The organism is Aquitalea sp. FJL05, assembly GCF_003852595.1.
Classification (GTDB): Bacteria; Pseudomonadota; Gammaproteobacteria; order Burkholderiales; family Chromobacteriaceae; genus Aquitalea; species Aquitalea aquatilis.
In genome coordinates this window covers 114340-137773 of the sequence record NZ_QAJS01000006.1, presented here as the reverse complement: position 1 = coordinate 137773, position 23434 = coordinate 114340, and the positions used below count along the sequence as shown (strand labels likewise).

At 61.3% G+C, this 23434-nt stretch carries 24 protein-coding genes; 13 read left to right on the top strand and 11 right to left on the bottom strand.

Annotated features, from left to right (window positions below):
* Positions 1–18: 18 nt before the first annotated feature.
* Together yaaA and DBR44_RS05425 are read right to left on the bottom strand one after the other, a co-directional pair.
* A complete protein-coding gene (gene yaaA / locus DBR44_RS05430; RefSeq protein ID WP_124642798.1) occupies positions 19–792 on the bottom strand; it encodes a peroxide stress protein YaaA in 774 nt (257 codons plus the stop codon).
* Positions 793–843: 51 nt separating this feature from the next.
* Complete coding sequence (locus DBR44_RS05425) at positions 844–1683, bottom strand: PhzF family phenazine biosynthesis protein (protein ID WP_124642797.1); 840 nt, start codon at positions 1681–1683, stop codon at positions 844–846.
* Positions 1684–1734: 51 nt separating this feature from the next.
* On the opposite strand from DBR44_RS05425, the gene dtd reads away from it, so the two are divergent.
* The gene (gene dtd, locus DBR44_RS05420) at positions 1735–2187 is read left to right on the top strand and encodes a D-aminoacyl-tRNA deacylase (protein ID WP_124642795.1); all 453 of its coding nucleotides are present in this window, start codon (positions 1735–1737) and stop codon (positions 2185–2187) included.
* Positions 2188–2259: 72 nt separating this feature from the next.
* On the opposite strand, the gene DBR44_RS05415 is transcribed toward dtd, so the two are convergent.
* Complete coding sequence (locus tag DBR44_RS05415) at positions 2260–4077, bottom strand: LysM peptidoglycan-binding domain-containing protein (protein WP_233578384.1); 1818 nt, start codon at positions 4075–4077, stop codon at positions 2260–2262.
* 293 nt (positions 4078–4370) lie between these two features.
* Positions 4371–5129, bottom strand: coding sequence for a hydroxyacylglutathione hydrolase (gene gloB, locus DBR44_RS05410; RefSeq protein WP_124642791.1), 759 nt, complete (start codon positions 5127–5129; stop codon positions 4371–4373).
* A gap of 20 nt (positions 5130–5149) precedes the next feature.
* Here gloB and DBR44_RS05405 point away from each other — a divergent pair, with 20 nt between their 5' ends.
* The 12 genes from DBR44_RS05405 (at position 5150) to DBR44_RS05350 (ending at position 16528) form a co-directional block, all read left to right on the top strand.
* Positions 5150–5965, top strand: a complete 816-nt coding sequence (locus DBR44_RS05405) for a class I SAM-dependent methyltransferase (protein WP_124642789.1) — start codon at positions 5150–5152, stop codon at positions 5963–5965.
* Positions 5955–6398 carry a ribonuclease HI gene (rnhA, locus tag DBR44_RS05400; RefSeq protein WP_124642787.1) on the top strand — a complete coding sequence of 148 codons (444 nt, stop codon included), beginning with the start codon at positions 5955–5957 and terminating at the stop codon, positions 6396–6398. Before DBR44_RS05405 ends, rnhA begins: the two co-directional genes overlap by 11 nt.
* Before the next feature lie 60 nt (positions 6399–6458).
* A complete protein-coding gene (dnaQ, locus tag DBR44_RS05395; protein WP_124642785.1) occupies positions 6459–7181 on the top strand; it encodes a DNA polymerase III subunit epsilon in 723 nt (240 codons plus the stop codon).
* Positions 7178–7861 (top strand): 2-C-methyl-D-erythritol 4-phosphate cytidylyltransferase, encoded by a 684-nt coding sequence (gene ispD / locus DBR44_RS05390; RefSeq protein ID WP_124642783.1) that lies wholly within the window; start codon positions 7178–7180, stop codon positions 7859–7861. Before dnaQ ends, ispD begins: the two co-directional genes overlap by 4 nt.
* 5 nt (positions 7862–7866) lie before the next feature.
* Positions 7867–8343, top strand: a complete 477-nt coding sequence (ispF, locus tag DBR44_RS05385) for a 2-C-methyl-D-erythritol 2,4-cyclodiphosphate synthase (protein WP_124642781.1) — start codon at positions 7867–7869, stop codon at positions 8341–8343.
* An 88-nt stretch (positions 8344–8431) separates the two neighbouring features.
* The gene (rpiA, locus tag DBR44_RS05380) at positions 8432–9091 is read left to right on the top strand and encodes a ribose-5-phosphate isomerase RpiA (RefSeq protein WP_124642779.1); all 660 of its coding nucleotides are present in this window, start codon (positions 8432–8434) and stop codon (positions 9089–9091) included.
* Positions 9092–9391: 300 nt separating this feature from the next.
* On the top strand, positions 9392–10096 hold the full coding sequence (gene phoU, locus DBR44_RS05375; protein ID WP_124642777.1) for a phosphate signaling complex protein PhoU: 705 nt from the start codon (positions 9392–9394) through the stop codon (positions 10094–10096).
* 172 nt (positions 10097–10268) lie between these two features.
* Positions 10269–11735 carry an exopolyphosphatase gene (ppx, locus tag DBR44_RS05370; RefSeq protein WP_124643298.1) on the top strand — a complete coding sequence of 489 codons (1467 nt, stop codon included), beginning with the start codon at positions 10269–10271 and terminating at the stop codon, positions 11733–11735.
* Positions 11736–11738: 3 nt separating this feature from the next.
* The gene (corA, locus tag DBR44_RS05365) at positions 11739–12806 is read left to right on the top strand and encodes a magnesium/cobalt transporter CorA (protein WP_233578382.1); all 1068 of its coding nucleotides are present in this window, start codon (positions 11739–11741) and stop codon (positions 12804–12806) included.
* Positions 12807–12934: 128 nt separating this feature from the next.
* Positions 12935–15277: a heavy metal translocating P-type ATPase gene (locus tag DBR44_RS05360; protein WP_124642772.1), complete on the top strand. Its 2343-nt coding sequence runs from the start codon at positions 12935–12937 to the stop codon at positions 15275–15277.
* Between the two features lie 16 nt (positions 15278–15293).
* Positions 15294–15509: a heavy-metal-associated domain-containing protein gene (locus DBR44_RS05355; protein ID WP_124642770.1), complete on the top strand. Its 216-nt coding sequence runs from the start codon at positions 15294–15296 to the stop codon at positions 15507–15509.
* A gap of 254 nt (positions 15510–15763) precedes the next feature.
* Positions 15764–16528 (top strand): ABC transporter substrate-binding protein, encoded by a 765-nt coding sequence (locus tag DBR44_RS05350; protein ID WP_124642768.1) that lies wholly within the window; start codon positions 15764–15766, stop codon positions 16526–16528.
* Positions 16529–16650: 122 nt separating this feature from the next.
* On the opposite strand, the gene DBR44_RS05345 is transcribed toward DBR44_RS05350, so the two are convergent.
* The 7 genes from DBR44_RS05345 to DBR44_RS05315 all read right to left on the bottom strand — a co-directional run bounded on the left by DBR44_RS05345 (position 16651) and on the right by DBR44_RS05315 (position 23196).
* On the bottom strand, positions 16651–17418 hold the full coding sequence (locus tag DBR44_RS05345; RefSeq protein WP_124642766.1) for a 3',5'-cyclic-nucleotide phosphodiesterase: 768 nt from the start codon (positions 17416–17418) through the stop codon (positions 16651–16653).
* 89 nt (positions 17419–17507) lie between these two features.
* The gene (locus DBR44_RS05340) at positions 17508–18182 is read right to left on the bottom strand and encodes an amino acid ABC transporter permease (RefSeq protein ID WP_124642764.1); all 675 of its coding nucleotides are present in this window, start codon (positions 18180–18182) and stop codon (positions 17508–17510) included.
* Complete coding sequence (locus DBR44_RS05335; protein WP_124642762.1) at positions 18179–18916, bottom strand: amino acid ABC transporter permease; 738 nt, start codon at positions 18914–18916, stop codon at positions 18179–18181. Before DBR44_RS05335 ends, DBR44_RS05340 begins: the two co-directional genes overlap by 4 nt.
* Positions 18917–19004: 88 nt before the next feature.
* A complete protein-coding gene (locus DBR44_RS05330) occupies positions 19005–19811 on the bottom strand; it encodes an ABC transporter substrate-binding protein (RefSeq protein WP_124642760.1) in 807 nt (268 codons plus the stop codon).
* Between the two features lie 180 nt (positions 19812–19991).
* The gene (gene phnE / locus DBR44_RS05325) at positions 19992–21560 is read right to left on the bottom strand and encodes a phosphonate ABC transporter, permease protein PhnE (protein WP_233578381.1); all 1569 of its coding nucleotides are present in this window, start codon (positions 21558–21560) and stop codon (positions 19992–19994) included.
* The gene (locus tag DBR44_RS05320; protein ID WP_124642758.1) at positions 21554–22351 is read right to left on the bottom strand and encodes a phosphonate ABC transporter ATP-binding protein; all 798 of its coding nucleotides are present in this window, start codon (positions 22349–22351) and stop codon (positions 21554–21556) included. The genes phnE and DBR44_RS05320 overlap by 7 nt, the downstream gene beginning before the upstream one ends.
* Positions 22348–23196 (bottom strand): putative selenate ABC transporter substrate-binding protein, encoded by an 849-nt coding sequence (locus DBR44_RS05315; protein ID WP_124642756.1) that lies wholly within the window; start codon positions 23194–23196, stop codon positions 22348–22350. The genes DBR44_RS05320 and DBR44_RS05315 overlap by 4 nt, the downstream gene beginning before the upstream one ends.
* Between the last annotated feature and the right edge of the window lie 238 nt (positions 23197–23434).

The window sequence follows — 23434 nt, the reverse complement described above, 5'->3', positions numbered from 1 at the left end:
GTGGCTGCTAGGCCGGGTTCAGGCAAGCTGGCGGCGGAATACCCAGCGCTGGCTGTCTGATTCGGCTGTATCAAACCGGTAGCCGCCCAGATTGAAGTCCTGCAGTGCTTCTGGGGTGTCTACTGCATGCAGGGCGGCCCAGCGCGCCATCAGGCCACGCGCCTGTTTGGCGTAGAAGCTGATGATCTTGTACTGGCCGTTTTTGAAGTCCTGGAATACCGGGGTAATCAGCCGGCCATGCAATTGGGCCGGTTTGACCGATTTGAAATATTCGTCGGAAGCCAGGTTGACCAGTGTCGGGTTGTCTTTTGCATCCAGCAGCTGATTCAGCGCCTGGGTAATGCGTTCTCCCCAGAATGCATACAAGTTGGCACCGCGCGGATTGGCCAGCCGTGTTCCCATCTCCAGCCGATAGGCTTGCATCAGGTCCAGCGGCCGCAGCAGGCCATATAGCCCGGAGAGGACGCGCAGGTGGTTTTGCAAATAGTCCAATTGCGTTTCGTTCAGGCTGGCTGCATCCAGCCCCTCGTAAACATCACCCATGAAGGCCAGTACGGCCTGCTTGGCATTGCCAGGCGTGAAATCGGGAGTCCAGTCGTGATAGCGGCCCACATTCAGTGTGGCCAGCGCGTCGCTGATGCTCATCAGGCGGGCAATATCTGCCGGGCTTTTTTCGCGCAGCACCGTGATCAGTTGCTGGCTGTCGGCCAGAAAGTCGGGCTGACTGTAGCGCGTGGTGTGCGGTGGCGTGGTGTAGTCCAGCGTTTTGGCCGGGGAGAGTACCATCAACATGAGGCGAATCCTTGCAGCGGGGTAGGGTGGGATTGTAGCGGAGCCGGCCGCCTAGCGCGCCGGCTCCATGAGTCTGGCGGTGCCGGATACGCGGATTGAGCTGCCTTTTTCAGCCGGGATCATGGCCTGCAAGCAAGAACGCTGGCCCATGTCTTCACCCTGTACTACTTCGATATGGCCGCCATGCTCCCAGCCAATATCGCGCAGATAACCGGCTAGAGCTGCCGTGGCGGCGCCGGTGGCCGGGTCTTCATAGACACCGCCCGCAGCGAAGGCATTACGGCTGTGAAAGCGTTGCCGGTCTTCTGCCCACAGCAGCAGGATGGTGGTGAGCCCGGCACGGCGCATCAAGTCGCGGCCTGCTTCCAGCGAATAGCGCATGGCGGACAGGGTGGCGCGCTCTTGCAAGGCCAGTAGCAGGTGCTCGGCTCCGGCATGGATCAGGGCCGGGGGCAGCTCTGGAGAGAGTTGGTCGGGGCTTAGCCCAAATAAGGTGAGTGCCTCTTGCAGCAATGCTGCCGGTGCCGGCGCACTGCGTGTCGGTGGTGACTGCAGGGCGGCACTGAGCTGGTCTGCCTGGAATTGGCCACTGACGCTGATGTTGGCCTGATTCAGTTGCAGGGGGAAATCCCCATTACCGTATTGCATGGCCAGCGCCGCACCCAGGGCAATGGTGGCATGGCCGCAAAACGGGACTTCTGCTTCCGGTGAAAAATAGCGTACGCGCCAGCCCTCGCCCTGCGGCATGGCAAATACGGTTTCCGAGAAGCCTAGCTCGGCGGCAATCCTTTGCATTTCACTGTCACTGGGCAAGCTGGGCTGGATCACAACACCGGCCGGGTTGCCACCGTTGTCGCCATCGGAAAATGCGGCAATCTTCAGAATATTCATCACAGGCTCCTGCCGGGTAGAATGGCACGTCAGATTCTAGGAGATGTGGGCATGCGGGTCGTTGTTCAACGGGTAAGCGAAGCAAGCGTGACGGTTGCCGGCGAGGTGTGCGGCCAGATTGGCGCAGGGCTGCTATTGCTGGTGGGGGTGGAGGAGGTGGATGGCCAGCAGGATATCGACTGGCTGGTACGCAAGATCAGCCAATTGCGCATTTTCAATGATGCCGCCGGCGTGATGAATCTTTCCCTGCTGGAAGGTGGTGGCGAGGTGCTGGCGGTCAGTCAGTTCACCCTGTTTGCCTCAACTCGCAAAGGTAATCGGCCTTCCTATAGCCGGGCTGCGCGTGGTGATATTTCCCGGCCCGTATTCGACCAGTTTGTTGTCAGCCTGGGCCAGGCGATTGGCCGTGCAGTGCCGACGGGAATTTTTGGGGCGGACATGCAGGTTGCGCTGGTCAATGACGGGCCCGTGACCATTTTGCTGGACAGCCGCGACCCTGAGTGAGCGCCGCAGTGGCTGATGGCAGACAAGAAAAAACCCGCGGCAGCGGGTTTTTCATTGGCAGGAGCAGGTGAATTACAGGCCCTGGGTCTCGATGCGTACGCGCTGGCCCGGTTGCAGGCGGGTCAGCTGGTTGGCATCGTTCCAGCGCTGGATATCAGCGTGGTTGACACCAAAGCGGCGGGCAATGCTGTAAACGGTATCGCCGCGTTGCACCACGTATTCGGCCGGTACTGCTCCGGTGGCCTGAGCCATGCTGCCACTGACTTTGACCATCGCTTCATCCTGCGCACTGGGAACCGGTACGGCTTCGGCCAGCATGGTGTTGGCAGCCAGCGGGTTGCCCTTCACCTTGATGACCTGACCCAGCTTGACGGTGTTATCCGCCATATTGTTGAAGGCTTTCAGGTCTGACACGCTGACATTGTAGCGGCGCGCAATATTGAACAAGGTATCGCCACTGGCGACAGTGTGCTGGCTGGCGGCGGGGTTGACGCTGGCCAGACGGGCTTCCAGCGGCTTGGGCGGCGGCGTGGTGCTGGAGGGCAGGTTGGGTGCTTCAGCCTTGGCCAGCAATACCGGTTTGGCAGCAAGCACTGGCGGTGCAATTACTGCGGGTTTGGCCGGTGTGCTGTCGGCAATGATGGTTGGCTCAACTGTGGCAACCGTGTTGGCAACTGGCGGCGTGGCCACGCTGGCCGCTGCTACTGCTACCGAATTGCTGACAGGCAAGGGTTTGGCCACGCTGGCAGGTGCAGCACTGGCAACCGTTTGAGTCTCGATCCTGCTGGCCAGGACCGGCGAGCTTGTCACCGGGGCCGGAGCCGCGGCGATCAGGCTGCTGCTATCGCCCAGGTTGCCATCGCCACCATCCAGCGGGCTGGCACCATCACTCTTGCCGCGCAAGGCAACCAGTACCGGGCGGCCGGCAGTCAGATTACGTGAACCTACCTTGTTGACGTTCTGCAGTTCTGCCGAGGTCATGCCATAGCGCTCGGCAACGCTGGCCACGTTTTCTTCGCTGCTTGGGGTATATACCTGCCAACTGAGCAAGGGTTTGTTCCAGTGCGACAGGTTGTAATCGAACTTGTCGGCCTTGGATAGCGGAATCAGCATCTGCCGGCCCGGCTTGTGCGCGTATACCGGCAGATTGAAGGCGGGGTTCAGTTCCTTGAATTCGGCAACGGAAATGCCCGCCATCTTGGCTGCGACGTCGATGTCCATGTGACGACCGGTGGACACCGCGATGAAGTAAGGCTTGTTCGGGAATTTATCCAGCTTGACGCCGAATTTTTCCGGCTGGCTGAGAATGTTGCGCACGGCAATCAGCTTGGGAGCGTAATTGCGCGTTTCATTCGGCATCTTGATGTTTTCGTAGGTCGGTTCAAGACCTGCGGCCTGGGCGCGGGCAATGGCGCGTGCCAGATTGCCCTCGCCCCAGTTGTAGGCGGCCAGGGCCAGATTCCAGTCGCCAAACTGCGCGTACAGATTCTGCAGATAATCCAGCGCGGCGCGGGTGGCTTCCATGACATCGCGGCGGCCGTCGTACCACCAGGTCTGTTCCAGACCGTAATGACGGCCGGTGGCGGGCATGAACTGCCACAGCCCGGCCGCGCCCACTGGCGAATTGGCGGTGGGGACAAAGGCGCTTTCCACTACCGGCAGGAAGGCGATTTCGGTCGGCATGCCACGGCGTTCCACTTCATTCATGATGTGAAACAGGTATTTGTGGCTGCGGTCCAGCATGCGTTTGAAGTATTCGGGCTTGCTGCTGTAGAGGCGTTCCTGCTTGTGCACGATGTCGGCGTTGACTTCGGTCAGCTGGAAACCTTCGCGTGCGCGTTCCCACACATTGTCGCCATTGCGTAGCAGGGTGGAGTTCAGCAGCATCATGTCCAGGCCAGCGGCCTGAGCTTCGTCGACACCGACGGATTGCCGGAATGCCCCTGAATCGGCATGTGCCAGGGATGAAACGGAAAATGCAAATGACAACGAAAGTGCCAATGGTGTAATTCTTTTCATTTGGCCAGCCCGGAATTCTGATCTCGGCCGATGCTAAACACCCCCCAAGGGTGTGTCAATCGAAAAAGGCAAATCATTTCATGAGCTTTGCTTGAATGAGTCGATATATTTAATAAAGGTTGGCAGCCAGCCTTTTGGCAAGAATGATCTACCCGGAATGCATGTCAGCGGAAGCTGTTCTTCCATTCGCGCAACACCGTGAACACCTGCAGGCGGTCTTGCAGCGCATGTCCGGCCTGCCGGCTGGCCTGCTGTTGCACGGCCGGTTTGTTGCAACGCATGAAGGGGTTGGTGGTTTTCTCCAGTCCCAGCTCGGTTGGCAGCGTGGGCAAACCCATGGCGATCTGCTTTTGGTCCAGCAGCTGGCGCAGCTGTATTTCGTCATTGTCCGGCTCTACTGCCAGCGCAAACTTGAGGTTGGACAAGGTGTATTCGTGTGCCGGATAAAAACGGGTGGTATCTGGCAGCGCGGCCAGCTTGTCCAGCGAGGCCAGCATCTGCGCCGGGCTGCCTTCAAACAGCCGGCCACAGCCCGCTCCGAACAGGGTGTCACCGCAGAACAACTGGCCATGGCCGTAATAACCCAGGTGGTCCAGCGTGTGGCCCGGCAGGGCCAATACTTCGAATTGGTAGCCCTGCCAGTCAATCCGGTCGCCTTCTGCGACTGGCTGATTGACGCCGCTGATGCTGGCCGGGCCGTACACCTTTGCCTGTGGCCAGCGCTGCAACAGCTCGGTCAGTCCGCCACAGTGGTCGGCATGGTGATGGGTGATCAGAATGCCTTGCAGCGCCAGACCGCCGTGCTCCAGAAAGGCGATCAGTGGTGCCGCGTCGCCCGGATCAACTGCAAGTGCGCCGGTGCCCTGCTGCAAAACCCAGATATAATTGTCGGCAAATGCCCGAACGGGGGTAATGGTAAACATGGTCGGATCGGACTCCTTCAATGATGCAAGCGTTTTCCACGTGGCTGGCCACGACCGAACTGGGACATTACCTGCTGGAGTGCGAACAGGCGTTTTTCGATCGGGCTGTCGCCGATATTTTCGGTTTTCATGCGGTGCAGATGGGCTTGCCGGAGGTGGATTTTCTGGCGGCTAACCGCATCCCCTGGCAATGTCGGGCGGCCGAAAGCGGCCAGACGGCGCAGATCATCTGTCACCCGGCACAACTGCCTTTCGAATCGCGCAGCCTCGATCTGCTGGTGATGCCACATTTGCTGGATTTTACCACCGAGCCGCACCAGGTACTGCGTGAGGTGGAAAGAGTGCTGGTGCCGGAAGGGCGTCTGCTGATGACCGGTTTCAATCCGGTGTCCTTGTGGGGCGTGCGCCGCTTGATACAGGGCCGGGCAGATACACCGTGGCGTGGCAATTTTTTCCCGCTGATCCGCATTCGCGACTGGCTGAAACTGCTGGATCTGGAGCCGGTCGCTGGCTGTTTCATGGCTTATGCTCCCCCCGTTTCGCAGCGAGACTGGCTGGACCGCTTTGGTTTTCTGGAGCGGGCTGGTGACAAGTGGTGGCCGCTGGCCGCCGGCGTGTATGGCATTGAAGCCATCAAGCGTCAGCGCGGCATGCGGCTGATTACCCCAAAATGGAAAACCGCCAAGTCGCCACAGGGGCTGGTGGTGGCCGGTGGCAACGAGCGCCACCCTACGCACAAGCAAGCTGCCACCCCCAGCCGGTGTACGGAGACAGCCAACATGACCATGCCCGGTCGGCAGGACGGGGCGGAACTGACAGAGACACATGACAACTGAAGATCGCGTTGAGATTTATACCGATGGTGCCTGCAAGGGTAATCCTGGCCCTGGTGGCTGGGGTGCGCTGCTGCGTTTCAAAGGCAAGGAAAAGGAATTGTTTGGTGGCGAGCGTGGTACCACCAATAACCGCATGGAGCTGCTGGCGGTGATTCGCGCGCTGGAGGCATTGAACCGGCCTTGCAGTGTGGTGGTCTACACCGACTCGCAATATGTACAGAAAGGCATTTCCGAGTGGATCCACGGCTGGAAGGCACGTGGCTGGAAAACCGCCGCCAAGGAACCCGTCAAGAATGCCGACTTGTGGCAGGCGCTGGATGCCGAACGCAACCGCCATGCCCATGTCGAGTGGCGCTGGGTGAAGGGCCACGCCGGCCATGAGTTCAACGAACGCGCCGATCAGCTGGCCAACCGTGGCGTCGACACGCTGTAAACCCCCTGACAGATTTATTGATTGCGACCGGCTCCGTCCGGTCCGTCCGAAAGCAGCAGCATGAGACAGATCATTCTCGATACTGAAACCACCGGCCTCGACCCTGATCAGGGCCATCGCATTATTGAATTCGCCGGTCTGGAGATGGTGAACCGCAAGCTGACCGGCAAGCATCTGCACGTTTACATTCACCCTGAGCGTGATATCGACCCGGATGCCGAACGGGTGCACGGTATTTCACTGGCCTCGCTGGAGGGCAAGCCGCGCTTTGCCCAGGTGGCGGCCGAGCTGGCCGACTTCATGCGTGGGGCCGAGCTGATCATTCATAACGCGCCGTTTGACGTCAAATTCCTCAATGCCGAATTCGACCGCATGGGCCTGCCGCGCATCAAGGATGTGGCCGAGCAGGTGACCGACACCCTGGCCATGGCGCGTGACCAGTTTCCCGGCAAGCGTAACAGCCTGGATGCCTTGTGTGACCGCTTTGAAATCGACCGCTCCAACCGTACGCTGCACGGCGCGCTGATCGACTGCGAACTGCTGTCGGAAGTTTACTTGTGGATGACCCGTGGCCAGGAAAGCCTGGTCATGGATATCGATGTCGACAATGGCAGCCAGCAGGCTGGCGACATCCAGTTCGAGCGCAAGCCCTTGTCGGTGCGCCGGGCCAGCGAGGACGAACTGGCTGCGCACCAGAGCTATCTGGGCGATCTGGACAAGGCGGTCAAGGGCAGTTGCCTGTGGCGCACGCTGGAGAACCCGCCGGCGGGGGATGCTGCATGAGCCGTTATCTTGCCCTGGTGCCGGCCGCTGGTTCCGGCAGCCGTTTTGGCGGCCCCAGTCCCAAGCAGTACTTGCAACTGAACAATCGTCCGCTGATGTGGCACACCTTGCAGGTACTGTGTCAGGTGGAAGCCATCAGCCAGGTGGTGGTGGTGATTTCGCCGGGCGACGAATGGTTTGATGATTTTGAATGGGATCTGCCCAAGCTCAGCGTGCAGCGCGTGGGCGGTGCCAGCCGCGCCGAAAGCGTGCGCAACGGTTTGCAGGCCATGGAAGCCGCCGAGCAGGACTGGGTGCTGGTGCATGATGCCGCGCGCTGCTGCCTGTCTGTCGCTGCCGTGGAGCGGCTGATTGCCACGCTGGCCGATGACCCGGTGGGCGGCCTGCTGGCCTTGCCGGTGCCGGATACGGTGAAGCGGGCGGATGGAGAAGGCCGCATCAGCGCCACCGTGCCGCGTCAGGGGCTGTGGCTGGCGCAGACGCCGCAGATGTTCCGTGCCGGGCTGCTGGGCCAGGCACTAGCCGCTGCTGCTGTGGCGGATATCACCGATGAAGCGTCTGCCGTGGAGCAATATGGCCACAAGCCCCGTCTGGTGGAGGGCGATGCGCAGAATTTCAAGGTGACCTACCCACGCGATCTGGCGCTGGCGCGCGCCATTCTGGCCGCAAGAAAGGATTGAACAGCATGTTCCGAGTTGGACAAGGTTACGACGTGCATCAACTGGTGGAAGGCCGCCCGCTGATTCTGGGGGGGGTGACCATCCCGCACAGCCATGGCCTGCTGGGGCATTCCGATGCCGATGCCCTGCTGCATGCCATTACCGATGCGATTTTGGGTGCGGCTGCGTTGGGCGATATCGGCCGCCACTTTCCGGATACCGACGAGCGCTTCAAGGGTGCCGATAGCCGGGTGCTGCTGCGCGAGGCCGCGGCACGGGTGCGTGCGGCGGGCTGGCAAGTGGTGAATGTGGATGCCACGCTGATCGTGCAGCGCCCCAAGCTGGCACCGCACATCGATGCCATGTGTGCCTGCATCGCCGCCGACCTGGGGCTGGCTGCCGGTGCGGTCAACGTCAAGGGCAAGACCAATGAAAAACTGGGCTATCTGGGACGTGGTGAGGCGATCGAAGCGCAGGCCATTTGTCTGCTGATGCCGGCGTAGTGATGGTTGGCGCACCGACAGAAGCCAGCCGATGTGGGATAATCCCGTTCTGAATGCGGAATCGAACTCACCTGATGGAGGTATCAACATGCTGACCCAAGACCAACTCAAGCTGGCCGTGGCCCAAAAGGCGCTGGAATTCGTGCCGGACGACTGTATCGTCGGTGTGGGCACTGGCAGCACGGTCAATCTCTTCATTGAAGAACTGGCCGCCATCAAAGGCCGTATCAAAGGCGCGGTATCCAGCTCCGAGGCCTCCACCGCCCGTCTGAAAGCTCACCACATCGAGGTATTCGAGCTGAACGAGGTGGAAAAGCTGGAGGTGTATATCGACGGTGCCGACGAGATCAACCATCACCTGCACATGATCAAGGGCGGCGGCGCGGCGCTGACGCGCGAGAAAATCGTGGCCAGCGTGGCCGAGCAGTTCATCTGCATCGCCGATGAAAGCAAGTATGTGCTGCAGCTGGGCAAGTTCCCGCTGCCGGTCGAAGTCATCCCGATGGCCCGCAGCTCGGTGGCGCGCCAGCTGGTGGCACTCGGTGGCCACCCGGAACTGCGCCAGGGCGTGGTGACCGACAACGGCAACCTGATTCTTGATGTGCATGGCCTCACCATCAACACCCCGGTCGAGCTGGAAGAAGCCATCAACCATATCGCCGGTGTCGTGACCTGCGGCCTGTTCGCCCGCCGTCGTGCCGATGTGCTGGTGCTGGGCCGCCAGAACGGCGTGGAAGTGATCCGCTAACACCGGGCCGCTGTGGACCTGTTCAGTTTATTGACCAACCCCATCTCGCTTTCTGATAGGAAAGCGAGGCACCCTTCTTCAATTGGCAGGGCAAGGGCGGGGGGAAAGGGGAATAGACAGGAAGGTTGCGGAAGAAATAAGTAAGTCGAAAGGCCCGGCTTTGCCGGGGCCAGTGCAATCGCACCAACTTACCCTGTCAGCAGCCTGACAGGCCCGTTTTGATTAAATGTCATCAGCCTGTCATCCAGCGGGCTTACCATCATCCATTCTTTGAAATCCGGATTCGTTTAAGAGGCAGACATGGCAGAACACATCTCCAAGCAGTTTGACATGGAACTGGAAACCATCCGCACCCGCGTCCTGCAAATGGGCGGTCTGGTGGAACAACAGATCCTCTCTGCTATCGATGCGCTCATGTCCGGTGACATCGCCAAGTTTGACAAGGTGATTGCCGAAGATGCGCTGGTCAACTCGATGGAAGTCACCATCGACGATGATTGCCAGCACATCATCGCGCGCCGCCAGCCAGCCGCCAGCGACCTGCGCATCATCATCACCGTGATCAAGACCATTACCGATCTGGAGCGCATCGGTGACGAGGCGCAGAAAATCGCCCGCATGGGCAAAACCATCTACCAGTCCGAGCGCTACCAGATGCCGCGTTTCCGCGAAATCCGCAAAATGGCGGAAGTCGCCCTGGCCATGCTGCGCCGCGCACTGGATGCCTTTGCCCGGCTGGACGCCAGTGCTGCACTGGAACTGGCAGAAGAAGACATGCGGCTGGACGACGACTTCGCTGCCGAGCTGCGCCAGCTGATCACCTTCATGATGGAAGACCCGCGCACCATCAGCATGTCCATCGATACCCTGTTCATTTCCAAGGCCATCGAACGTATTGGCGACCACTCCAAGAACATCTCGGAATACGTGGTCTATCTGGTCAAGGGCAAGGATATTCGCCACACCTCGCTGGAAACCATCAAGCGGGAAACCCTGGGCCACTGATCAAGCGCAATGACGCAAGGGCATGAATGGCGGTAACATCGCGCATGTTACTGCCATTTTTTATTGAATAATCCATGGCGTAGCCGGGTACAGGCTGAGCCCTGAACATGGCTGCGCAGCAAACCATATTGGAAAAGGCTAGCCTTTGACCACAACCCTGCCCACCCCGGATGTGCTGGCCACGGTCGACCTGGGGTCCAACACCTTCCGTCTGCAAGTCTCCCGCGTTGTAGAAGACCAGCTTTACCCGCTGGACGCCATGAAAGAAACCGTGCGTCTGGGGGCCGGCCTGACTGCCGACAAATACCTGGACGACGCCACCCAGGAAAAAGCCCTGGCCTGCATGGCCCGTTTTGGCGAGCGTCTGCGCGGCTTCAACCCGGCCCAGGTACGTATCGTCGGTACCAATACCCTGCGCGTGGCAAAAAACTCGGCCGATTTCATCCAGCGGGCCGAAGCGCTGCTGGGCTTTCCCATTGAAATCATCGCCGGGCGCGAAGAGGCCCGGCTGGTGTATATCGGCGCGGCGCACTCCCTGCCCGCCACCAAGGAAAAACGGCTGGTGGTAGACATCGGCGGCGGCTCGACCGAGTTTGTCATCGGCAGCCAGTTCAAGGCCCATGTAACCGAAAGCCTGCCGCTGGGCTGTGTCAGCTACAGCATGCGCTATTTTGCCGATGGCAAGCTCAGTCGCAGCAATTTCGCCGATGCCACGCTGGCGGCACGCAATGAAATCCAGCGCATTACCACCGAATACCGTCCGGAAGAGTGGCAACTGGCGGTGGGCACCTCCGGCACGGCCCGTTCGCTGCGCGATATTCTGGAAATCAATGAGTGGTCGGCTTCCGACATCACGCTGGAAGGCATGTTGCAATTGCGTGCCGAACTGATCAAGCGAGAGTCCCTGAAAAACGTCAGCCTGAACGGCCTGAAGGTGGATCGCCTGCCGGTGCTGCCGGGCGGGCTGGCCATCATGATCGCCATCTTCGAAGAGCTGGGCATCAGCAAGATGACCGTGGCCGAAGGCGCGCTGCGTGATGGCGTGCTGTACGACCTGCTGGGCCGCCAGCGCGAAAAGGACATGCGCGAAAGCACGGTGCAGCTGTTCAAGCGCCGTTATCACGTGGATGTGCCGCAGAGCGAGCGCGTGCAAGTGCTGGCCGAACGGCTGTATCGCATGGTGGCGGGCGAAGATGTGGACCAGGACATGCTCAAGCGGCTGATCTGGGCGGCCAAGCTGCATGAAATCGGCCTGACCATTGCCCACACCGCTTACCACAAGCATTCGGCTTATATCCTGCAGAATGCCGACATGCCGGGTTTCTCCAAGCGCGAACAGGCCATGCTGGCCACCATCGTGCTGGGCCATCGCGGTGATATGGGCAAGATGCAGCAGGTTGTGAACGACCCCGCCTTGTGGCAGGCGGTGGTGGCGCTGCGGCTGGCAGTATTGTTCTACCGCAGCCGCATGGCGATCACGCTGCCGGAATTGCTCGACCTCAAGCTGGATGTGAAAGGGTTTGTGCTGACCATGAGTCAGAATTGGCTGAATGATAATCCGCTGACTGCCAGCGCCTTCCGCCAGGAAGTGTTGCAGTGGAAGAATGTCGGTTTCGAACTCGACGTCAGCCAGCTCTAAATCATGCGCCATGCCGAAGTGAAACAGCGGGTACCCACGCTGGGCGAAGCGCCCGGCGCACTGTTGCCGGTCGGGACCCGCAAAGTGGAGGCCGCCAGCATTGCCCTGCTGGAGTTCGGCCCGCAGCAACTGAATGAAAGCCGTTTTGACAGCATCGCGGCCGGGCTGGCGTATCAGCCGGCGCAGCCGGTACTGTGGCTCAATGTCTATGGCCTGCACGACCCTGCCGTGATGCAGGCCATCGGCGAGCGTTTCCAGCTGCACCCGCTGGTGCAGGAAGATATTCTCAATAATCGTCAGCGTCCCAAGCTGGAAGACTATGGCGACTATCTGTTCATCGCCACGCGGGTGTTCGATTTTCCCAAAAACGGCGGCCGGCTCAGCTACGACCAGATGTATCTGGTGGTGGGAGAAAACTTTGTCCTGAGCTTTCAGGAAAGGCCGACCGGGGTATTCGAACCGGTGCGCGAGCGGCTGCGCAATCCGCACAGCATGCTGCGCAGCAAGGGGGCGGACTATCTGGCTTATTCACTGCTGGATGCCATCATCGATGATTATTTCGGCGTGCTCAGCCAGTTTACCGAGCATGTCGAGCGCACCGACCAGTTGTTGCTGCATGGCCGGGAGCAGGGCGTGCTCAACAAGGTGCAGCGTCTGAAGCACGATTGCCTCAAGCTGCGCCGCTCCATCCTGCCGCTGCGCGAGATGCTGCTGACCATGCTGCGCGGCGAATATCGGCTGATCCGCCCGGAAACCCAGGTGTATTTGCGCGATGCCTACGACCACACCATGCATGTCATCGAGTCACTGGAAATGTCACGCGAAATGGTGGCCGACATGCTGGATCTCTACCTGTCCACCCAGTCGCACCGGCTGAACCTGCAAATGCGTGTGTTGACCGTGTTCAGCATGATCTTCATGCCCTTGACGTTGATTGCCGGCATCTACGGCATGAACTTTGAAAACATGCCGGAACTGCATTGGCACTATGGCTATTTTGCCGTGCTGGGCCTGATGGCCGCCATTGCCGGCGGGCTGGTCTGGCTGTTCTGGAAGCGTAACTGGATCTGAACCACATCCGGTTGCAGCCACTGCCGCAGCGCCATTGGCCCTGCGGCTTTTTCACGTCTGCCGATGTGCTGATGATGGTGTTCACATACCCCTTGGGGGTATATACTGAAATACCTGAGGAGGCCGTCATGAATGAATCTGCCATTTCCCTGCCCATTGCCGGAATGAGTTGCGCTGCCTGCGCCATCCGCTTGGAGAAGGTATTGAACCGACTGGAAGGTGTCAGTGCCAGCGTCAGCTTTGCCAGCGAACAGGCGCTCATCCGTTACCAGCCAGATACCACTTCCATCGCACAGTTGCAGGCCGCCATCGACAAAGCTGGCTTCAGGGTACCGCAGCAGCAGCTGCAACTGGATATTGCCGGCATGAGCTGTGCCGCCTGCGCCGTGCGTCTGGAAAAAGTGCTGAACAAACTGCCGCTGCTCAATGCCGAGGTCAATTTCGCCACGGCCACCGCCCGCCTGCAGTTTGCGCCGGGCACGCTGCACGCGGCTGATGCCATTGCCGCGGTGGCCAAGGCTGGCTTCACCGCCACGCTGCAGCAAGATGCCGGCCAGGATGGCGCGTCGCAGACGCAGTCATACCGGCGCGAGCTGCTGTGGTTTGCCGCCTCGGCGCTGCTCACCCTGCCATTTTTCCTGGAAATGCTGGCCATGCTGTTCGGCTGGCATCAGCTGATGTTGCCACGCAGCCTGCAACTGGCCCTGGCCACGCCGGTACAGTTCATCATTGGCTGGCGCTTTTATCGCGGAGCCTGGCATGCGCTGCGCAGCGGCGGGGCCAATATGGATGTGCTGGTGGCGCTGGGCACCAGCATGGCCTGGTTGCTGTCCACCGTGGTCACCCTGTCTGGCTGGCAGCAGCAACATGTGTATTTCGAGGCCAGTGCCGCCGTGATTACCCTGGTGTTGCTGGGCAAGCTGCTGGAAGCGCGGGCGCGTGGCAAGAGCGCAGGGGCCATTGCCAGCCTGCTGCGGCTGGCACCGCGCACGGCGCGAATCGAGCGTAATGGCAGCCTGCAGGAGATCGCGGTTGACCAGCTGCAAGTGGGGGATGTGGTGCTGGTGCGCCACGGTGAAAGCCTGCCGGTGGATGGTGTGGTACTGGAAGGACATGCCAGCCTCGACGAAAGCATGCTGACCGGCGAGAGCATGCCGGTGGCCAAGACGGTGGGCGACAAGGTCTATGCCGCCACGCGCAATCTGCAAGGCATGCTGAAAATACGCGCGGGCAGTGTCGGTGCTCATACGCAGTTGGCGGAAATCATTCGGCTGGTCGGGCAGGCGCAGGGCAGCAAGGCACCGATCCAGCGCCTGGCGGACCGCATTGCCGGCGTGTTCGTGCCGGTGGTGGCCGGCCTGGCTGCCCTCACCCTGCTGCTGAATGGCTGGTGGCTGGGCGACTGGAGCCAGGCACTGATCAATGCCGTGGCGGTGCTGGTGATTGCCTGCCCCTGCGCGCTGGGGCTGGCGACACCGACTGCCGTCATGGTGGGCGTAGGCAAGGGGGCTAGCCGCGGCATGCTGTTTCGCAATGCGGCGGCACTGGAAACCGCTGGCCGCATCCAGCTGCTGGTGGTGGACAAGACCGGTACGCTGACCGAAGGCCGGCCGCAGCTGAGCAGCCTCTGGGCGGCCGATGGCGATCAGGACCAGCTGCTGCGCCTGGCGGCGAGTGCCGAGAGCGGTTCGGAGCACCCACTGGCGCTGGCCCTGCTGCAACAGGCGGCTGCGCGCCAGCTGTCCTTGCTACCGGTGCAGTCCTTCCGTGCTGAAGTGGGGCAGGGGGTGATTGCCGATCTCGCCGGTTATGGCGAAATACGGGTCGGGCGACCGGAGTGGGCCAGCAGTCAGGCCCTGCCGCCGCAGTGGAGTGCGCCGGGGCAAAGCGTGATTGCCGTTGCCCGCGATGGCGTCTTGCTCGGCCTGCTGGCCATTGCCGACCGTTTGCGTCCCACCTCGGCTGCTGCCGTACGCAGCTTGCAGCAAATGGGGGTGCGGGTCATCATGCTGACCGGCGATAATCCATCGACGGCGGCTGCCATTGCCGCCGAGGTCGGCATCGACGACTACCGCGCCAGCTTGCGGCCACAGGACAAGGCGGATGCCCTGCGCCAAATCCAGGCGACGGGCCTGAAGGTGGCCATGCTGGGCGATGGCATCAACGATGCGCCGGCGCTGGCGGTGGCGGATGTCAGCTTCGCCATGGGGGCTGGCTCGGATGTGGCGCTGGAAACTGCCGACATCACCCTGATGCGCGGCGATGTACAGCAGGTGGCCGATGCCATCCGCCTGTCGCGTGCTACCTTGGGCAAGATCCGGCAGAACCTGTTTTTTGCCTTTATCTACAATGTACTGGGCATTCCGCTGGCGGCATTGGGGCTGTTGAATCCGGTGCTGGCAGGTGCTGCCATGGCCATGAGTTCGGTGTCGGTAGTCAGCAATTCGCTGCTGCTGCGCCGCTGGAAATAAACTGAAAGGAACAAACATGAGCGAACTGAAACTGAATATCGAAGGCATGACCTGCGGCGGCTGCTCCAACAGCATCAGCAAGGTATTGTCCACCATGGCGGGTGTCAGCAGCGCCGAAGTCAGCCTGGAAACCAAGCAGGCACACATCGTTTACGATGCGGCCACTGTCTCACCGGAAGAACTGGCGGCAGCCGTGGTGGATGCCGGTTTTGAGGTGCTTGCCAGCGAATGAATAGGTACCGGCCACTGGTATAAACACTTATACTGCTGTCATTGCAGATGCCGGTCCCTCAGAACCTGTTCATCGTCTGCTGCGCGTCGGTGATACTGCGTTAAAAACGTCTGCGGAATGCTCATTTACTCCAGGTAAACTCCGCTTCCTTAGCCGTTTTCGCCTTGTCTCACTCTAGCTCGCGAGACGCTGGACAGGCTCTTGACCGGCATCAGTCGTTTACAAGCAGACGGCTACAGGCCGCAGATGACGCGATGATGCGCTTTTCGATCAAGTGGGTAGCAGTATGGTGTTGGCTGGCGGTCTGCAGCGGGCCGGTCATGGCGGCGGCACTGCCCGTGCTGGCCGAGAGTAATGTGCCTTTTTCCTATTGGCAGGATGGGGCAATACAGGGCTATTGCACCGACATCGTGCGTGCCACCCTGGGCGCCGCCCGTTTGCCCTACCAGGTGGACATCCAGCCCTGGGCCAGAATCTACACCACCACGCTGGCCCGGCCGGGCACGCTGATGTATCCGGTGGCCAGAACACCGGAGCGTGAGAACAAGTTCAAGTGGATAGGCCCGCTGGTGAGCAACCGCATTGCCCTGTTTCGCAAGAAAGGGCGCGGCGACGTGGTGGTCCACAGCCTGGATGATGCCCGACGCTATCGCATCGGCGTGGTCAATATGGATTTCCGCGAGGAGTACCTGCGGCGCAAGGGCTTTGCCGATGGCGGTGACAAGACCTTGATGGTGGTGAGTTCCAGCGATCTGTTGCTGCCCATGCTGCAGGCTGGTCGTATTGATCTGGTGCCGCTGGGGCTGGCCAAGTGTGCGCCGCACGGCCTGGATTGCAGCCAGATCGAGCCGGTTTATGTGTTGAGCGAGCTGGAGTCCGGCCTGTACATGGTGTTCAACCGTGATACCAGCGACGCGCTGGTGCAGCAGGTGCGGGATGGTTTTGAGCGCATCCGGCGTAGCGGCAGGCTGGCACGCATCATGGAACCGCTTAACCGCATTTATGGCATGAGCGAGTAAGAGCGGCTAACAAAATAGCGTAGCGTCCCTGGGGCAAGGCCTGCCGACGCAGACAGTACAAATAGTCGGGCAAGGAGGCGCAACGCAGCCGCAGGGTTTTTGTTAGCGGCGCTAAGCGGCGCTCATAGCTCGATGGTGATGCCTTGCTCCAGTGGGTGCAGGTGCAGCAGCGAGGGCAGCTCCTTGCGTACCTGCTCCAGCAGCTGGCTGCGCAGGCTGTGTTCGGTGTGGGTAATCCACACATGGACATTGGGTGGCAGGATTTCCAGCAGCGGCAGCAGCAGCGCCGGCGACATGTGGCCGCCTTTCATCGCCTGCGCCGATTGTTCGTTCAGATAACTCAATTCGCAAATCACATCCGTCAATGACGGGACATGGCTGATCCAGTGCCAGAAGGCCAGGCAGGGGCCGGAGTCACCGGTAAAGGCCAGCGCCCGCCATGGGCCTTCCAGCAGCCAGCCCAGTGCCGGCACGCTGTGCTCGGCCGGCAGCGCGGTGGCCATGCCATCGGGCAAGGGAATCGAGTCACCCACTTCCAGTGCATGCAGCCTGACCCACGGCATATTCCCCGGGGCCGACTTGGTATAGTCCGGCCACAGCAGGCCGTTGAACATGTGCTGCTGCAGCGCGCTGATGGTTTCCTGCTGGGTATAGACGTCCAGCCCCCTGCCGCCGTGTGTCACATGGGCATCAGCCAGCAGCGGCAGGCTGCCGCTGTGATCGAGGTGACTGTGGGTCAGCAGCACGGTATCGATCTGCAACAGGGCGTCGGTATCGAGGTCGGCGACGCCGCTGCCGCAGTCGATCAGGCAATTGCCATCAACCAGAAAGCTGGTGGTACGCGCCGCTTGTCCGATACCGGCGGACGCACCCAGAACCTTGACATGCATGTGGAACACCTCGCTCATCAGCCGGATCAACCTGTAGCCAGTGTAGTCGATGGCGCAGCATTGCGCCGCAGCCATCAAACCGGATGGCCTCAGGCGGGCATGCGGCCGGCGCGCCGTCCCAGCCATTCCAGCGTACTGCACAGCAGCAGATAGCCGATGGCCAACAGGCCGAAGATTTGCAAGGGATAGACCTGCTCGCGATTGTTGATCTGGGTGGCGACAAAGGTGAATTCCGCCACACCCACCACATAGGCCAGCGAGCTGTCTTTCAGCAAGGTGATCCACTGGTTGACGAAAGACGGCAACATGGCACGCAAGGCCGGTGGCAGGATGATGTAGCGCAATGTCTGCCAGCGGGTCATGCCCAGAGCCTGCGCCGCGCGCCATTGCCCGTCGCCGATGGCGTCAATGCCGGCCTTGACCGACTGGCTCAGATAGGCGGCATTGATCACGGCCAGGGCGGCAATCACCGTCAATACGCCGGGAATATCAATGCCGAACAAAATCGGCAGCAAAAAATAGCACCAGAAAATCAGCATCAGCACCGGGATGGCCCGCAGAATCTGCACCAGCGTGTTGAGTACCCGGCACAGGCGCGGCCCACCCATGCACAGCGCAATACCCCCGACCAGCCCGCCCAGCGTGGCCAGCACGCCGGCAGCCAGGCTGATGCCCAGTGTCAGCAGCAGGCCGCCCGGCTGACCACGGGTGAGATTCCCCCACAGCAAATAGTCCAGATTGTCATGCAGCAAGCTCAGCATCATGGTGCTTTCACTCCCGGGCGACGCTGGCTGCCGATGACTTGTGTCAGCACCACCAGCAAGAGATAGAGCAAGGTGGCCACGGCAAAGGCCTGAAAGGCCAGCAGGGTTTCACTTTCCACCTGGCGCGAGGTATAGGACAGCTCCGCCACGCCAATGGCCATGGTCAGCGAAGTATTCTTGATGATGGCGGTGTACTGGCCGAGCAGGGGCTGGCGGATGTGGCGCAATGCCTGCGGCAGCACGACAAAGCGGAAAATCTGCCACTCGCTCATGCCCAGGGCCCGGCCGGCCAGCCGCTGCCCACTGCCTACAGTACGCAGCCCGGCAGCCAGTTCGCCGCTGATGAAGCAGGCCGAATACAAGGACAGGGCAATCCAGGCGGCCAGCCATTCAAACGAGGGCCAGGACAGGCTCAAGCCCAGCGGTAGCTGCAGCTGGTGCGGGCTGTTCAGCCATTGCATGGCCTGATCCGGCAACAGGCCGCCCACGCCGAAATACCACAGCAAGACCTGCACCAGCAGCGGGCTGTTGCGATGCAGGCTGCAAAACAGTCGCGCCGGCCATTGCAGCCAGCGCTGCTTGCTGTCCTGTGCAGCGGTCAGCAGCACACCCAGCACGGTGGCACTGAGGCAGATGCACAGTGCCAGTGCGGCAGTCATGGCCGCACCTTTGAGCAGCCAGCCCAGATAGTGCGGCGCCAGCCAGCCTTGTCCCAGCCAGGAAGGCGGAGTCATCGGTCCATTCTTTCAGTAAGGGAGATGAAAATGCAGAAAACCGGCCTGTGCGACAGAGGCGCAGGCCGGTTGGCTGATCCGGGAAAAATCAGGCGGCGTCGCCGATCTTGAAATCACGCGGCAGCGGGGCCTTGGTCTTGGGGCCAAACCAGCGGTCGTAGATCTTGCGGGCCTGGCCAGATTTTTCCAGCTCCACCAGCGTGTCATTCACGGCCTTGCTCAGGCGGGCTTCACCCTTGGGCAGGCCGATGGCCTGGTATTCGCGGGTCAGGGTGAACGGGGCCAGCTCGTACTTGGCCTTGTCCGGTGCGTTGGCCAGCAGCGCAGCCAGCTTGGAGCCGTCCTGCGAAATGGCCTGCACATTGCCGTTACGCAAGGCGGTAAAGGCCAGCGGGGTGTCATCGTAGGCAACCACGGTGGTCTTGCTGTATTTCTCGCGCAGATAGATTTCCTGGGTGGTGCCCTTGTCCACACCCACGCGCAGGCCGGCCAGTTGTTCCGGCTTGCTCAGGCTGCCCTTGCGGGCAATGAACTGCTGGCCGGAGGCAAAGTAGGGCAGGCTGAAGTCCACCTGCTTCTTGCGTTCGTCGGTCACGGTAAAGTTGGCGGCAACCAGATCGGCCTTGCCAGCGACCAGCAGCGGAATGCGGTTGGCCGGGTTGGTAGCAACCAGTTCCAGTTTCACCTGGAGTTTCTTGGCAATGGCCTGGGCTACTTCCACATCCAGACCGCTGATCTGGTGGGTCTGGGCATCCAGGAAGCCGAAGGGCGGGTTGCTGTCGAAAGCGGCGACGCGCAGTACGCCGGCTTTCTTGATGTCGTCCAGACGGTCGGCCAAGGCGTGGCCGGCGTTACCCAGCAGGGTGAGTGCCAGCAGCAGGGAGGTAGTCTTCATGAGTAAGCCTCTTGTGGAGTTGGATCGCAGTGACAGCGGGCACCGGTAAGTGCTGCTGTGAATGAGAGCCATGCTAGGCGAGGCTTGTCATGAGGTAAAACGATTAAAACAGCGTTTTATATCTGCATTTGGAATAAGCGAGCGAGTGAACGGGCTTGGCAAGCCAGCGCTGAAGCGGGCTCAGCCCATGCGCTGCCGGCAATAACGACTGAGCTGCTCCACCGCCCACGACAGCAGCAGCATGGCGATGATCAGGCTGGCCGCCCGATGCTGCTGGAACAAGGACAAGGCCAGATACAGCTGCTGCCCCAGGCCACCAGCACCTACGATGCCCAGCACGGTGGCGCTGCGAATATTGTTTTCCCAGCGGTACAGGGTATAGGCCAGCCATTGGCTGAATACCGTGGGCAACTGGCCATAGGCAAAGGCCAGCAGCCTGCCGGCCCCGGCCTGTTGCAAGGCCAGCTCCGGCTCCAGGTCGGCGTTTTCCAGCGTTTCGGCAAACAGCCGCCCCAGCACGCCGGTGGTGTGCAGTGCCAGTGCCAGCACCCCGGCGGCCGGGCCAAGGCCGACCGCCAGTACGGCAATGGAAGCCCACAGCAGGTCAGGCACGCCGCGCAGCAGATTCAGCAAGAGCCGGCTCAGCCATTTTGCGACCCAGCCAAAGCGGCCGGCTGCCGGCATGGCCAGCAGCGCGCCAAGCACCAAGGCGAGCATGCTGCCCAGCCCCGACATGGCCAGTGTTTCCACAATGCCGTGGGCAATTTCGTTGAGCATGTCGCTGTCCGGGGGGAAGAAGTCCCGGGCAAAGCGCGCGATGGCGCTGGTGTCGAAACCACTATCACGCCAGCCAGGCCACAGCCACAACACGCTGGCAGCCACGGCCAGCAGGCCCAGCGCCGGCAGCATGCGGGTAGCGGCCGCACTGCCAAGGGCACGGCGCGACAACAGGCTGATGCCTTCGCTCAAGCTGACCAGTAGCAGGAAAACCAGCAACAGGGTGCTGACTTCGCCGCCATTGAGCATTTTCAGGCTGGTGTCCAGCAACTGGCCCACGCCACCGGCACCGACAAAGCCCATCACTGCCGAAGCGCGGATGGCGCACTCCCAGCGATACACGCTATAGCTCAGCAGCTCGGGCAGGGCTTGTGGCCACAGGCCGTACAACAGGCACTGCCAGCGGCTGGCGCCTTGCAGATACAGGGCAGAAGCCAGCTCGCGTGTTTGTGATTCCAGAATCTCGGCATACACCTTGGCCAGCATGCCGCCATAAGCGAGGCCGATGGCCAGCACGGCAGGCAGGCTGCCCAGGCCAACCGCCCGCACCAAGAGCAGCGCCCAGACGATTTCCGGAATGCCGCGCAATATCACCATCAGCCCGCGCAGCACGCTGGCGAGCCAGCAGGCCAGGCGGGCCGGGCGCTCGCCGCCCAGCACATGGCGCTGCAAGGCGTGGCTGGTGACAAAGGCCAGCGGTGCGCCCAGCAGCATGGCCAGGGCGATGCCGGCGGTGGCACTGGCCAGGGTGGTCAGGGTTTCGCGTGCCACATCGCGCAGAAAATCCGCCTGCAGCGCCATGGGAAAGAAACCGGCGACAAAGCCGGCCATGGTGCGCCAGCTATCCGGGTTGGCCAGGGTGGCGGGGTTGAACTGGGTCAGGCTGAAGCTGGGGGCCAGCAAGGCCAGGCACAGCAGCAGGGTGAGCAGGCGCGGCCAGCGCGCCGGATCGCGTGGATGGCTGCTCAGCATCGCAGGCCCTGACGGCTGTTGGCTGCGGCGAGCGGTTCAACTGCCTCGCGCAGCCTTTCACCGGCATACAGGGCGCTGACCACGCCGGGGTGTACCTGTTCGCGTGGCAGGTCGAACATGATCTGGCCGGCGCGCACACCGATGATGCGCGGGAAATAGGCCAGTGCCAGTTCAACCGAATGCAGGCTGACCAGCAGGCTGGACTGCTGTGCGGCGGCTTCGTCGCACAGCAGGCGGATGGTGTCCTCAGCCAGCCGGGGGTCGAGCGCCGCGACCGGCTCGTCCGCCAGCATCAGCGCGGGACGTTGATGCAGCACCCGGGCAATGCCGACACGCTGGCGTTGCCCGCCGGAGAGCTGGTCGCAGCGTTGCCACAGCTTGTCGGCCAGCGCCACCCGCTGCAGGCTGTCCAGAATGGCTGCGGTGTCGTCTGGCCACAGCAGCTGGCGCAGCGCGCTCCAGCCGGACATCTGGCCCAGTCGTCCGGCTGCCACCGCATGCACCACCCGCTGGCGTGCAGGCAGCGGTGCCGCCTGATAGATCATGCCGATGCGGCTGCGCAAACCGGCCAGCCAGCGCGGCGACAAGTGCCAGGGATTGTCGCCCAGCAGATTGAGGCTGCCGTGGCTGGGGCGGTAGCGCGTGGCGGCCAGCAATAACAACGAGGTCTTGCCGGCACCGGACGGTCCAATCAGCGCCGCCTGCTCACCCTGGGCCAGGCTCAGACTGATATCGCGCAGGATGTCCGTGCCGCCCAGTTGCAGGCCGACGCTGTCAAACTGCAGGCTCACTTGAGCAGGCCTGCCGCTTCTGCCGCTGCTTCGATGCCCTTGTAGTTGTCAGCCTTGGTGGGAATGAAGCGGCTGGCACGTTGCAGATCGAGAATGGCTTTGTCTTGCGGATTTTTCGAGTCCAGCTTGAGGAAAGCGGCGCTGATTCTGGCCTGCAGCTTCTTGTCCAGATTGCCACGCACCGTCCAGTTGTAGTCGTAGAAGGCCGGGGTGGTGGCCAGCAGTTTCACCTTGCTGCCATCCACCTTGCCGCTTTGCACCAGCTTTTCCCATACCGAGGCATTGAGCGCACCGGCATCCACCTTGCCGGAGGCTACCCAGGCCACGGTGGCGTCATGTGCGCCGGAGTAGGCGACGTTCTTGAAGAAGGTTTCCGGCTTGATGCCTTCCTTTTGCAGGAAGTAACGCGGCATCAGGTGACCGGAGGTTGACGAGGCCGAGCCGAAAGCAAAGCTCTTGCCCTTGAGGTCTTGCAGCGATTTGGCCCCCACTGCCGCATTGACGATGAATTTGGAGGTGAACTTGCTGTCCTCCTCGCGCTGCACCAGCGGCACCACCTTGCCATGCAGGCTGGCCTGCACAAAGGTAAAGCCACCTAGCCAGGCCAGGTCGATCTTGTCGCTGTTGAGCGCAGTCACCACTGCGGCGTAGTCGGTCACCGGCACGAATTGCACCTTCATGCCCAGCTCCTTTTCCAGATACTGGCCCAGCGGCGCAAACTTGCGTTGCAGTTCGGTAGGGGCTTCATCCGGAATGGCGGAGACTTTCAGCACGGCTTCTTCGGCCGAGGCCAGAGCGGAGACGGCCAGCAGGGCAGTGGCCAGCGTGAGCTTGAGGGTTTTCATGCCTGGTATTCCTTATCTGTGCGGGCAAAAGGCCGCAGGATCAATAAAGCAGACTGTTGACAAACCCCCTCTCGCTTTCTGCAAAGAAAGCGAGGCTCCCTTGCAGGGCAAGGGCGGGGGATTGGGAATAAACGGGAAGGCTGCGGAAGCAATAATCTGGCCGCAAGGCCCGGCTTTGCCGGGGCCTGTACCATCGCATCAAATCATGGTGTCAGCAGCCTGAAAAGCCAGTCGATGA